Source organism: Anabaena sp. AL93 (genome assembly GCF_001672085.1).
Taxonomy (GTDB): Bacteria; Cyanobacteriota; Cyanobacteriia; order Cyanobacteriales; family Nostocaceae; genus Dolichospermum; species Dolichospermum heterosporum.
The window spans coordinates 1-13676 of sequence record NZ_LJOU01000022.1 but is presented as its reverse complement, the minus strand read 5'-3'; the positions used below and the strand labels follow the sequence as shown (position 1 = coordinate 13676).

Below are 13676 nucleotides of genomic sequence, written 5' to 3'. Positions count from 1 at the left end.
GTCTAAAAATTAACCTTTTAAAGGTACTTTTCAGTCAACATCACCCCTAACAAAATCCGACGGGCTTAAAATTGGTAATATTCCCCGATAAGGATAAAGAATCAACAAATCTTGATCACCTGTAATTGGCGTTGCAGATTCTTAGAGGAAACGGAACTCAAGTTACCATTTGATCATCTGTGGTTGGGGTATTCAGTTTGCACACAGAAAGACGCTGAAGACGTTTATTATCTACTGAAAACCCCTGCGAAGATTCGGTTTCTCAGTTGTGAACCGGTTCTGGAAGACATTGATTTATCAGAATGGTTAAGCGAGTTCATTGGTGCGGGTATCTGTGATGGTTGCGGAAAGGAAAAAAGTCAACTATACGGTGTTGATGCTTATCCTGTATGTGGTGCGGCAATTTGTGATCAATGCGCTCCCAGACTATATTGGGTCATATTAGGGGGAGAGTCAGGGGCAAATGCTAGAACTACTCATCTTGAACATTTACGTTCGCTGCTGAATCAATGCCAAAAAGCCAACATTCCTCCATTTATCAAACAACTTGGTGCTAAACCGATATTGAATAACCAACCCTATAAAATCAGCGATAAAAAAGGTGGAATTTTATCTGAATTTCCAGAAGATTTACAAATTAGGGAGTTTCCAAATGTCTAATCAAGATAATCAAAGGTTGAATAACTGCAAAAGTTGCAACTCAAAGAATACAAATAAAATATGGCGGCTGAGTAGCATAAATAATCAAATTGCTATCAATCAGCATCGTCTCTCCCGAATAAATTGCGATCTTGACGTTGTTCACGCTGCCAAACAACTGGATCAGCAATTTCTGCAAAAGGATTTAACGCCACCGCCTGCGCCAATGCTTGCGCCAAACCTTCGCGCCTTACTTGGTTTGAAGTGATAGGCGTTTTCTCTCGTGCTTTTTGTTCTAGAGCGGCGGCATGGTGTTGAATTTGTTGCAAAATAGGGTTCATAGCTGTCGTTTCTCTAGTACCGACGATATCTATATTACAGGATTACAGGAGTTCGCGGTAAGCGTAAATCTCAGTGGCTGTGAGAGGTGTCCAAATTGTTAAAACGAGTAGAGTCAGCTTTAGGATCGCAACCTACGATCATAATGCGTTGACCCATTTCAGCCATAGCGGCTAAAGTATTTTGAGAAGTGGTAGATTTACCGATACCGCCCTTGCCGTAGAAAGCTATCTGTCTAATTTTTTCTTCAGTCATTGTTCGTGTTTCCTAGAATTAGTTGATTGGTGGTTTTGTTGGTTCTCACGGCCAAGTTCTACGGCGGTGAGCGTTTGTAGAACGTCGCTATCTATGGAGGCGATCGCTCTACAGAAAATTTGGTGGTGTTCATGGTGTTTATTGGGTTGTAGGATTTTTGTTTGTTGTCAGTTATTTTTTGTTAATGACCACTGACTAATGACTAATTTCTAAACTGCTTCGACAATAATTTCTTTACTGATGCGATCGCGTAATCTCGCTTCAATCGCAATCTTTAAAGTGGCTGTGCTGCTAGAACATGAACCGCAAGCACCTTTAAGAATGACTTTAATCTTATCGCCTTCGACATCATAAAGTTCTACATCTCCCCCATCGGCGATTAAAACGGGTCGGACTTCTTCATCTAATACTTTTTGAATCAGAGCAATTTTTTGAACTGTAGTTAGTGGTCTTTGTGGCTCTGAACTGAGAATTTCTGTTTTAGCGTTTGCCCTGTAGTTGTAGAGATTTTTGTTGGCGGCTTCCTGCTTTACTTCTCTTATTATATCATCAATCTTCGTTAAACAAGAACCGCATCCGCCACCAGCTTTTACATAATTTGTTACTTGCTCTGCACTGAAGAGATTGTTTTGTGCAACTGCTTTCTTTATCTTAGCATCAGTTATTCCGAAACAGCTACAGATGAGGACACCTTCTTCATCGTCATGTGCCTCTAGAGGAATACCACGATAATTATAAATGGCAGCTTCTAAAGCTTCCTGACCCATAACAGAACAGTGCATTTTTGCTTCAGGTAAACCACCTAAATAATCAGCGATTTCCTTATTTGTTACTCCTAAAGCTTCATCTAAAGTCAAACCTTTGACCATTTCAGTTAAAGCACTCGAAGATGCGATCGCACTAGTACAACCAAAAGTTTGAAACCGAGCATCGAGAATTTTATCTGTTGCTTCTTCAACTTTCAAATGTAATCTTAAAGCATCACCACAAGCAATACTTCCTACTTCACCGGTTGCCACCTTCACACCAGCTTCGCCAGTTTCTTCAATTGCACCCTGGTTTTTAGGATCGTAAAATAACTCTAATACTTTATCAGTGTAGTCCCACATAGTTAATTTTAGATTTTGGATTTTAGATTTTGGATTGGTGATTTGTCATTAGTTAGTAGTAAATGAAAACTGACCACTGACTAATGACTAACTACTAATGACTAATGACTAATGACTACTGACCATTGACTGTTGTTGTAACCAATCAGCATTATCATTTTTGAAGGGAGATAAAGCTCGAAGACGGTCAACAATTTCTGGCATTACGGCAATTACTTGATCAATTTCAGCTTCAGTTGTGTAGCGAGAAAGACTGAAGCGAATCGAACCATGTAAAGTAGTGTAAGGTAAACCCATAGCTCGTAAAACATGAGAAGGTTCTAGAGAGCCAGAAGTACAAGCAGAGCCAGAGGAAGCGCAAATACCGTACTTATTTAAAGAAAGCAAAATTGCTTCACCTTCAATATATTTGAACCCGATATTCGTAGTATTTGGTAATCTATTTTTGGCATCACCATTTACTTCACAATCAGGAATTTTAGCTAGAAGAGACTGTTCCAAATAATCACGCAACTTTGTTAATCTCTGAGTTACTTCTTCTAAATGTAACAGTTCTAATTCCGCAGCTTTTCCTAAAGCAATAATTCCCGGAACGTTCTCTGTACCGCCTCTGCGTCCTCGTTCTTGGTGTCCACCAACTAATAGAGGACGGAAACGAACCCCACGTCTCACATACAAAGCACCAATACCTTTAGGAGCATGAATTTTGTGACCAGATATAGTTAACATATCTATGGTGCTGGTCTTCATATTCAAGGATATTTTACCTACCGCTTGCACTGCATCAACGTGGAAGAGAGCGCCGTATTCCTTAACCATAGCACCAATTTCTTCAATTGGAAAGATAGTGCCGGTTTCATTATTGGCATACATTACTGTCACCAAAGCAGTATTACCAGTTAGAGAAGCTTCTAACTCACTCAAATCTATTTGTCCCTTAGCATTTACTGACAAATAAGTAACTTGATAACCTTTAGATTCTAATTGTTTGCAGACATTTAAAACTGCCGGATGTTCTACTTGGGAAGTGATGATGTGACGTTTTTCAGGTTGAGCTAATAACGCCGCATGAATAGCAGCATTATCACCCTCAGTTCCGCAACTGGTAAAAACAATTTCTGATTCATCTGCTCCCAGTAAAGCAGCTACTTGTTCTCTAGCTGTTTTTACAGCCTTCCCAAGTTGTCCACCAAAAGTGTGCATACTAGAAGGATTAGCATAATAGTCCGTCAAATAAGGCATCATCGCCTCAACAACTTGAGGATCTATTTTAGTGGTGGCATTATTATCAAGATAGATACAATTATTTTGCATGATTTTCCATATAAAAGTATAAAGTAGGGGCGAAGCATTCGGGCGATAAATTATCGGTTTTGTCCAAGACTATTTTCCCAATGCTTCGCCCTTACAGGAGTCAGAAATTCAGAAGAAAGATCAATATAAATATTCCCTATTTCCTCTTAACTGTTACCTGTCACCTATATAACTATTTGTCCTTGATGCTTTTGCAATTGTTGGGCAATCTTTTGGGAATAAGATTTATACCAATTCTCCCAATAGTCTTGCTTATTGGTTAACTTTGCTCTCACACGGTTGTAAGTAGCAAACCAACTTTCCCAATAATCACTAGGTTGTTTAATGCAACCATCAACAGTAGGACAACTGGCTTTACATTGAGGTACGGTGTGAATACTACCAGCGCAATTTGTGCAAAGTTCCGAGTCAATCCAGTAATTACCGTCAACTTCTTGAATTGCACCGGTAGGACAAACAGATAAACACAACTTGCAGGAAATACACTGGCTAGTAATTTCGTAAGCCATGATTATTTACCTTTGTGGGAATTGGTGAAGAGGTAATAGGTGATTGGTAATTGGTGATTGGTGATTGGAACATATTACCCATTCCTATTACCCATTACCTATTACCCGTTAGCCTTAACATATTGCTCGTAAAATTCTAAAGCAACCTTTTCAATTACGTCATAGGCTTCAACAGTTTTTATTCCTGCTGCTTCTAGTTTTTCCTTGGGACAATTGCCTATTTTCGATACCAAGACTGCTTTACAATCTGCGATCGCCTTCATTATATTATCTGCGGTAGCTTCTTCGCTGTAACCACCTTGACAATATTGATCAATCTTGCGGTGACTAACAAAACGGACTTCATTTCCATCAACTTCATACACTTGAAATTCCTTCGCGTGTCCGAAGTGTTGGTTAACTAATCCACCACCTTTTGTTGCTACTGCAACTAAGATTTTAGGACTATTAGCAGATTTTTTGCCAGTTGATGCTTTATCTTTGGCAGCCTTAATTTCTTCTCTAAATTTCTCAATCCCTTCGTGAACTTCTTGACGGGTTTCAAAGTTATATTCTGGAGCCATTTCCATGAACTTATCTTTAGTAAATTCTTGGCTACGGTCTTCTCCTAATAATCCTACCGCATCGGCTCGACACTGGCGACAGTGGCGCATCATTTTCATGTTACCAGAGCAATTGTCTTGGACTTCCTTCAGTTCTTTTCCTGTTGGTCCACGTTGACCAGTTAAACCAAAATGAGTCCCATGTTCTGGTGCAGAAATTAGCGGCATAATGTTATGTAAGAATGCGCCTCTTTCACGAATAGCCTTATTAACTTCTACCAAATGTTTATCATTAATTCCCGGAATCATCACAGAATTAACTTTGCATAAGATATCAGCTTCTTTGAGAGCTTGCAATCCTTCCAATTGTTTTTCTAGAAGAATTTTTGCGCCTTCAACCCCTCTGTAACGTTTGCGTTTATAGTGAACCCAAGAATAGATTTCTGCACCTATTTCGGGGTCAATAGTGTTAAGAGTGATAGTAACGTGATCTATATTTAATTGTTTAATGCGATCAATATGTTCTGTTAGCATCAAACCGTTAGTAGATAAGCACAATTTAATATCTGGTGCTTTATCGGCAATTAATTCAAAAGTCCGAAAAGTTTTTTCTGGATTAGCTAAAGGATCACCAGGACCAGCAACTCCCAACACAGTCATTTGAGGAATTTTTCCGGCAATTACTAACACTTTATGGGCAGCTTCTTCCGGTGTGAGTAATTCACTCACTACTCCAGGACGACTTTCGTTAGCGCAATCATACTTGCGGTTACAATAGTTACATTGAATATTGCAAGCTGGAGCAACGGCAACGTGCATCCGTGCATAGTGATGATGAGCCTCTTCACTATAGCATGGGTGTTTAGAAATGCGTTCTATGAGTTTTTCATCCATTTCTGGAGTTGTGGTGCTGTCGCAACCGCAAGCAGCAGATGTAGCAGGGGCGATAATGGCATTCTGAAAGTCGGAGGTGAGAATATCTGTAGCAGGTAGTGTCATTGAATTTCGCTGTTGGAGGTGGACTTGAGAGCCACTGTGGGAGATGCTGTCAATACTGCCAATATCTAAATGATTTTAGACATGGTGCTAATCTCATCCCTCCACTCACTTTTGACTGCTAACTTGGTTTTGTTAAGGAGCGTTAAGTGATTGGCGATAAATGATTTATAGCAGCCCTTTTTTTTGCCCTCCTTGGTTTACACCAGGATAGAACTTATTGGATTTATTATGTTTGTACTCAAATCCTTAAATCCTTGCATTGCAACGATACAAAAATTAAAAAAGATTTTTTCGGGTAGGGGTACGAGTATTTATAGTTAGGGGTACGAGTATTTATAGTTAGGGGTTCAGGATTTCTTTGTACTCATCTCAAACTCAATATCTGTAAGGGTTTTGGCTATATTTTTAGCGAATTTTCTTGATATTCGACTGTACTCAACTTTCCTGGAAATTCTCCTAGAAACTCTTGTTATTCAGAGATTTGAGGTTAAAAAACTGGAGTAAAATCAACCCGATTACTCCAAATACGTGCGAAATTCAATTCTGTATACAACCTATCATTTTTTTTTAGAGTAAAAATGCAATTTATATTTTTTTAAGTTTTCGATTATTAATGATATTTTTATAGCTGTATTGCTTGCTATACAATAAATACAGCCTAATTACACCATCTATATTAATGCAGATAATTTGCAAAAGATTTAATTTTTTGATCATTATTAGGACTTATACTCAAAACGGCTAGTACCGCAAGGCGGAAGTCAAAAGTCAAAAGTCAAAAGTCAAAATGAAGACAGTATAGGCTTTTGGAGGATTTAGAATGGTTGGTTTATTTACGCCGTTTTGTACTAGAAGCTGGACTTTTTTATCATACAAAGAACAAGGTTCAAAGCCTCTCCAGTATTAAATATTATTCCTTTTCCCTCTCCTCTTAGGAGAGGGTTAGGGAGAGGTGCAAAGGAGAGGTTTGGAGAGGGGTTTTAGGGAACACCAAAAAATAAATTACCCAATTTTGTGGGATGGGCATCCTGCCCGTCCTTGATGATTAGCGGGCTTTTCGCCCCGCACCACAAGAAATTTTTGGGTATTTTTTTAATTGGAAGTCCCTTAGAAGGTATTTGAAGAGTTTTGAGTTGGTTACACAAAACCATCTTCAATATATTATACTCTATAGTAATGCCAGATCGGTTATACAGTAGACATCTCCAAAAAAGAATGTAGAGACGTTCCATGGAACGTCTCTACAAGAGTTCTAGGATACGCACATTTAATTTCTGGAGATGTCTAATATAAGCGTTGTAGAAATGTAGCCATTATGCAACGCCTTAACTTTTCCAGATTTCCGCTCAAATATATTCAAGCTAGTTAAGTATCGTTTCTAAGTTGAAAAAGTATGGAAAGGACTATTTTAAATGACTCCAATATCATCAATAAACTGATGAGAATGTTGTCAAACTTCCTAAAATTCCGAAACCAACCAGTGATTATTTGTGGTGCGGTTACAGTCTTAGTTATAGGACTTCAGAAACTGCAAGTATTAGAGACCATAGAATTGAAAATCTATGATCAGATGGTACAACTACTTCCTGATCAAGGTCCAGATCAGCGACTATTAATCATCAGTATAACGGAAGAAGACCTGCAAAAATGGAATTGGCCTTTATCCAGTGAAACTTTAGATCGGTTGTTCGATAAACTAGAACAATATCAACCCAGAGCCATTGGTTTAGACATTTTCCGTGACTTACCAGTACAACCCGGTCACGAAAAACTACTACAACGCCTACAGCAAAGTGATATAATCGTCCCAGTCTGTAAACACGCTGACAGTAACAGTGCTGGTATTGCCTCACCTCAAGGTGTAGAACCATCACAGGTAGGATTTAGTGACCTAGTGGAAGATACTGATGGTTTTATTCGCCGTAATTTGATTTCAGTCAATGTGGACAAGTCTGATAAATGCCAAACTCCCTATTCCTTAAGCTGGCAATTAGCCACAAAATATCTAGCAGTTGGCGGTATTCAACCCGAATTAACAACTAAACAAGAACTAAAACTACGGGATGTTGTTTTTAAACCCCTAGAAACTCACTCTGGTGGTTATGAAAATGCAGATGCCCAAGGATACCAAATTCTTCTCAATTATCGTTCTCACCGTCAGATTGCCCCACAAGTTACTCTTACGGACATACTTACGGGTAAAATTCAACCCAACTTAGTTAAAGACAGGATTGTTTTGGTAGGTTCTAAAGCACCGAGTTTAAAAGATGTTTTTAATACCCCATTTAATTCTGGAAAAGCGGACGATTCTGGGAGAATGACAGGGGTAGAAATTCATGCACAAATTACTAGTGAGATTCTCAGCGCCGTTTTAAACAACCAGCCTTTATTTTGGTTTTTACCTCTTTGGGGTGAATTCCTCTGGATAGGAACATGGTCTGTCATTGGTGGATTTTTAGCCTGCCGCATTCGTCATCCATTAGGCTTAGGTATAGGGCAAACTATATCCTTGCTGGTTCTATTTGCTGGTAATTTTATTATTTTTACTCAAGCGGGATGGTTGCCAGTGATTGCTCCAGCACTGAGTTTAATTTTGACAACTAATGCCGTAATTGCCTACAGTAATTATGCAAGTAAGCAAGAAGAACAAAAAATCAGGGGAATATTAGAGGAACAAGCAAAGGCGATTGAAGAGTTGCGATCGCATCAGACCAATGGCGATGATAATAATATCAATTATGTTACGGGACAACCATTAAACAACAATGCCCTCCTCAAAGGACGTTATCAAATTACTGAGAGATTGGGTGGTGGTGGATTTGGTAAAACTTATTTAGCGGCAGATACTCAACGGCCCAGAAATCCTCTCTGTGTTGTCAAACAAATGAGTCCGGCCAAACGAGATCCAGAATACTTGAAAATAGCTACTCGTCTATTCAATAATGAAGCATCTATTCTGGAAACCTTGGGAAAACACCAACAAATACCCCAATTATTAGCATTCTTTGAACAAAATCAGGAATTTTATTTAATTCAGGAATATATTGAGGGTCATACTTTGACTAAGGAGTTAACTCCTGGGATATGTTGCTCCTATGATCAGGTAATCAATATCCTCAAAGAGGTTTTACAGGTACTCGTTTTTGTCCATAGTTATGGTGTCATTCACCGAGACATTAAACCCGATAACTTAATCAGGCGAAAAGAAGATCATAAGATTGTTTTGATTGATTTTGGTGGTGTTAAACAAATCCAACCTCAACAGCAGACTCCAGATAATTTAACTATCGGGTTTGGTACTTCCGGTTATGCACCCGGTGAACAATTGAATGGAATGCCAAGATTAAACAGTGATATTTATGCTTTGGGAATTATCGCTATCCAAGCCTTAACAGGGATAACTCCCAAAGATTTTCGGAGACATGGGAATACGGGTTTAATTGTCATTGCTAACACATCTCCCACAGGTGAGGTGACTTTGCAAAATTGGCAACGAATAGCAACTATCAATGACAATGACGAATTGGTTAGAGTCTTAAATAAGATGGTAAGTATTGATTTTACCAAAAGATATGAGTCAGTTAAGGAGATCCTGGAAGATCTTAATTAAGTCAGAGGAGAGAGCGGTATATTAAATTACCCCACCCTAACCCTCCCCTTGTAAAGGGGAGGGGACTTGATTTTCCGGTTTCCCCCCAATACATCGGGGGGACTAAGGGGGGTAATTTAACTTGTGTGTACACCGTAGGTAAAGGGGAGGGGACTCAATACTGTTCGGTTAAGACTAAAAAACAAAAATACGTAGGTTGGGTTAAGGAACGAAACCCAACATTTTCAATGATTTGTTGGTTTTATACAATAGGTTGTTTACGTGGAAATTTTCGTTAACCGAACAGTATAGGAACTGGATTTTTGTTTTCACTCTTCACAAGGGACTAAGGGGGGTAAATCCTTTCACAAAAGCGAACTAAAGAAAAGTAGCCACATAAGGCTAATTCTCAAAGATATTTAATAAATTTTAACCATATTTTAAATTAATACTTGTGAAATTAATTACGATTCATCGTATACTGAGGGTGTTGAAAAACTTGGGAGTTATTCCATGTTGCCGCCAGCATCCAGTGTGAGAGTTAGTTATCAGCAACAGCATTATTGCCAAGATGATATTACCAGCATCTCGGCCAGGTTTTCCTTACTATCAGGGATTTTCGCCCATGGAAACCCTCAAAACCTAAAAATTTACCCACCTAATCATAGTTTCCCGATTGTATTATCTGCCACTCAAACAGCTTGGGTAGGTATGGCTTGTTTTGGGATCTTTTCCTTGGGGTTGATGAATGCAGGGGTTGTTCAAGCACAATCAATCATTAGTCAAATCCCCACCAGACCCACATTAACGACACCTGAACCCCCTCTACCCACTCCCCAACCCACAGAAGAACCGAAACTGGAAACCCCACCCTCTCCAGTCACTCCCTCTCCTTTGGAAAATATTCCGGGGACTGTGAATATCAAGGGATTTGAATTTGTTGGTAATACAGCCTTTACCCAGGAAAAATTAAGATCAGCAGTCAATGATTTAATTGATCAAGAAATTACATTTCCTGATTTAATATCAGTAGAATCTCGCATAAATAGCCTGTACCGGAATCAGGGTTATATCAACTCTGCGGCGGTGATTGAGCCTCAAAATATTTCCGCTCAAGGGGGAATAGTTAAGGTGACAATTATTGAAGGAGGCATCGAAAATATTGTTATTAAAGGGACTCGACGCTTAAAACCTGATTATATTCGTTCCCGGTTGGGTTTAAGCACAAAAGCTCCCCTCAATCAAGAGCGCATTCTTCAGGCTTTACAACTGCTGAAAACTGACCCACAAATTCAGGATATTTCTGCACAAATATCACAGGGAGTGCGACCGAATTTAAGTGTGTTAGAAGTTACGGTCAAAGAAGCAGATACCTTTCATATTGATATTTTCACCAATAACGGCCGCGCTCCCAGTGTCGGTAGTTGGCGACGGGGAACGACAATTACCGACAATAATCTGTCTGGTTGGGGTGATAGTTTTAGTCTTAGTTACTCTAACACCGATGGTAGCAACGCCTTAGATGTCAGCTATGGTTTACCACTAAATCCCCGCAATGGGACAATTAAAGTCTCTGGAGGAGTCACCAGAACTAGTGTCACAGAACCACCCTTTGATCAACTAGATATTACTGGTAACTCCAGTTACTACGAAGTAGGTTTTAATCAACCATTATGGCAAACTCCTAGTCAAGAATTGGGTTTAGGTCTAGCCTTTTCCCGACAAATCAGTAAAACTAAACTTGGTCCAGACGGTTTTCCTTTGTCTATTGGTGCAAATGACAACGGTGAAACTCGCATTTCTAAAATTGCCTTTTCTCAAAATTGGGTGACACGCAACTCAAAATCTGTACTAGGTCTTTATTCTCAATTTAATTTTGGACTAGGGATATTGGATGCTACTACCAATAATAACGGTATTCCCGATAGTCGTTTTTTCGCATGGCGTGGACAGGGACAATACGTACGTTCTTTAAATCGCCAAAATGATATGTTACTGACAGTGCGTTCTAACTTACAGTTGAGCAAAGAGAGTCTTGTACCTCTAGAACAGTTTGGTATAGGGGGATTATCCAGCGTCCGGGGTTATCGTCAGGATGCTTTATTAAAGGATAATGGCTTCTTACTATCTACAGAATTTCAGTTTCCTATTATACGTAGAGTCAATCAGCAAGGTGGATTATCTCTTATTCCCTTTGTAGATTTTGGCACGGGATGGAGTAGTGGTAACACTAAGAATATAAATCCTGGTAATACCAACAAAGATGGCTCTTTGGTCGGTGCTGGTCTGGGTTTACAGTGGAAATCAGATCAACTCAAGGCTCGTATTGATTGGGGACATACTCTAATTGATCTGAATTCTCAGGATAAAACATCATCAGAAAACCGTTTATACTTCTCTGTGGAGTCAAGATTATGAAGCTTAACCTATCTGGAACAACCCTAATTCAACAATTAATATTACAGATTGTCACTGGCTTAATTGTCGCTGCTAATCCTGGGATAGTTAAGGCGCAACTGACACCAGATAATACCGTTGGTTCTACTACCAGAAGTGATACTGTTAATGGACTTACCAGTGATATCATCGAGGGAGGAGCAACCCGTGGTACTAATTTATTTCACAGTTTCACTAATTTTAATGTAGATGCTGGTAGGGGAGTTTATTTTAGTAACCCTGCTGATATTAACAACATTTTAACCAGGGTTACTGGTAGCAGTCGGTCAAATATTTTCGGAACTTTAGGGGTGTTAGGTAATGCTAACCTGTTTTTAATTAATCCCAATGGTATTAGTTTTGGTCCAAATGCTCAGTTAGATGTCAAAGGTTCTTTTGTCGCCTCCACTGCGGATAGAATTATTTTTGATAATTATCAATTTACTACCACTAATCCCACAGCGCCACCGTTGTTAACTGTGAATATTCCTGTAGGGTTAGGTTTCCGCAATAATCCTGGGGATATCACCGTAAAAGATTCTAATCTTTCTGGTTCTGGTTTGGGTGTTCCTCAAGACAAAATCCTGTGGTTAAATGCCGGTTCTGGGAAAGTGATTTTTGATAATGGAGGGATTCTCTCAAGGGGAAGTCAGGTAATATTAAAAGGAGGGGATGTCAGTTTAACCAATAATGCTTTTATAGATGTCAGCGCTAGTGGTGGTGGTAGCATCACTATTAATTCTGACGATTTGACAATGGAAAATAGTAGGTTAATTGCAGGAATAGACGCTTTATCCGGTTCAGCAAATGCTCAAGCGGGGGATATTGAGATTAATAATTCTGGATTATTTACTCTACATAACTCGTCTGTATCAAACAATGTAGGTTTCCTTGGTACGGGTTATGCTGGTCAAATTAATATAAAAGCCGATGAGATCAATATTTCTGGAGGTGCTTTGATTGAGAGTACCGTACTAAGTGGCGGTACGGGTTATGCTGGGGATATCCGTATTGAGACTTCTAACTTAATTGTTGATGGTGGTTTCATTTCTACTGATGCTTATAACGATAATAGCAATACATTTGGTATAGCCGGAAATATTAACATCTATTCCTCCAATGATGTCACAGTGAAAAATGGAGGATGGATATCTAGTGATGTATTTAGCGACTCTGGACAAAATGATGGTGGTTTGATCTTTATCCAGACTAATACTTTAAACCTGGAAAATGGTGGTGTGATTTCTACTAGTACCTATGGTCAGGGTTATGCTGGGGATATTAAGATAAACGCCACAGATAGTATCAATATTTCTGGATATGCTAAGGATGAAAATAACAAACCTATTTTTTACTCTTCTTCTCCCTTAATAGATGATCAAGGTAACGCATACCAGGAAAACAAACTTGCTTCTTCTAGGATTGAGAGTGAGGTAAAAACGTTTGCTAGTAGGGGTAATGGTGGTTTTATTGATATAAACACCTCTAATTTAAACCTGAAAGATGGTGGTGTGATTTCTACTAGTACCTATGGTCAGGGTTATGCTGGGGATATTAAGATAAACGCCACAGATAGTATCAATATTTCTGGATATGCTAAGGATGAAAATAACAAACCTATTTTTTACTCTTCTTCTCCCTTAATAGATGGTCAAGGTAACGCATACCAGGAAAACAAACTTGCTTCTTCTAGGATTGAGAGTGAGGTAAAAACGTTTGCTAGTAGGGGTAATGGTGGTTTTATTGATATAAACACCTCTAATTTAAACCTGAAAGATGGTGGTGTGATTTCTACTAGTACCTATGGTCAGGGTTCTGCTGGGTTTATTCAGATAAACGAGACAGATAGTATCAATATTTCTGGATATGCTAAGGGTGAAAATAACGAACCTATTTTTGACAGTAACGTAATTTACGACAATCAAGGTAACGCATACCAGGAAAA

The 13676-nt window shown here is 39.0% G+C and carries 10 protein-coding genes; 4 read left to right on the top strand and 6 right to left on the bottom strand.

Annotation, left to right across the window (positions count from 1 at the left end):
* Positions 1 to 111: 111 nt before the first annotated feature.
* Positions 112 to 660 carry a DUF5131 family protein gene (locus tag AN486_RS07700; protein WP_053540237.1) on the top strand — a complete coding sequence of 183 codons (549 nt, stop codon included), beginning with the start codon at positions 112 to 114 and terminating at the stop codon, positions 658 to 660.
* A gap of 95 nt (positions 661 to 755) precedes the next feature.
* Here the strand turns inward: AN486_RS07700 and AN486_RS07695 are convergent, their stop codons facing one another.
* The 6 genes from AN486_RS07695 to nifB form a co-directional block, all read right to left on the bottom strand.
* Positions 756 to 980 (bottom strand): hypothetical protein, encoded by a 225-nt coding sequence (locus tag AN486_RS07695; protein ID WP_053540238.1) that lies wholly within the window; start codon positions 978 to 980, stop codon positions 756 to 758.
* A 70-nt stretch (positions 981 to 1050) separates the two neighbouring features.
* Positions 1051 to 1233 (bottom strand): AAA family ATPase, encoded by a 183-nt coding sequence (locus tag AN486_RS07690; RefSeq protein WP_053540239.1) that lies wholly within the window; start codon positions 1231 to 1233, stop codon positions 1051 to 1053.
* A 209-nt stretch (positions 1234 to 1442) separates the two neighbouring features.
* Complete coding sequence (nifU, locus tag AN486_RS07685) at positions 1443 to 2342, bottom strand: Fe-S cluster assembly protein NifU (RefSeq protein ID WP_168694822.1); 900 nt, start codon at positions 2340 to 2342, stop codon at positions 1443 to 1445.
* A gap of 108 nt (positions 2343 to 2450) precedes the next feature.
* A complete protein-coding gene (gene nifS, locus AN486_RS07680) occupies positions 2451 to 3656 on the bottom strand; it encodes a cysteine desulfurase NifS (protein WP_039201671.1) in 1206 nt (401 codons plus the stop codon).
* Between the two features lie 164 nt (positions 3657 to 3820).
* The gene (locus AN486_RS07675) at positions 3821 to 4165 is read right to left on the bottom strand and encodes a DUF362 domain-containing protein (RefSeq protein WP_053540241.1); all 345 of its coding nucleotides are present in this window, start codon (positions 4163 to 4165) and stop codon (positions 3821 to 3823) included.
* A gap of 101 nt (positions 4166 to 4266) precedes the next feature.
* Positions 4267 to 5706 (bottom strand): nitrogenase cofactor biosynthesis protein NifB, encoded by a 1440-nt coding sequence (nifB, locus tag AN486_RS07670; RefSeq protein WP_290599983.1) that lies wholly within the window; start codon positions 5704 to 5706, stop codon positions 4267 to 4269.
* A gap of 1393 nt (positions 5707 to 7099) precedes the next feature.
* On the opposite strand from nifB, the gene AN486_RS07665 reads away from it, so the two are divergent.
* The 3 genes from AN486_RS07665 to AN486_RS07655 all read left to right on the top strand — a co-directional run.
* On the top strand, positions 7100 to 9316 hold the full coding sequence (locus AN486_RS07665; RefSeq protein WP_290599982.1) for a CHASE2 domain-containing serine/threonine-protein kinase: 2217 nt from the start codon (positions 7100 to 7102) through the stop codon (positions 9314 to 9316).
* A gap of 492 nt (positions 9317 to 9808) precedes the next feature.
* Positions 9809 to 11713 carry a ShlB/FhaC/HecB family hemolysin secretion/activation protein gene (locus AN486_RS07660; protein ID WP_290599981.1) on the top strand — a complete coding sequence of 635 codons (1905 nt, stop codon included), beginning with the start codon at positions 9809 to 9811 and terminating at the stop codon, positions 11711 to 11713.
* A partial coding sequence (locus AN486_RS07655) for a filamentous hemagglutinin N-terminal domain-containing protein (protein ID WP_290599980.1) occupies positions 11710 to 13676 on the top strand: 1967 nt, incomplete at its 3' end. The genes AN486_RS07660 and AN486_RS07655, both read left to right, overlap by 4 nt.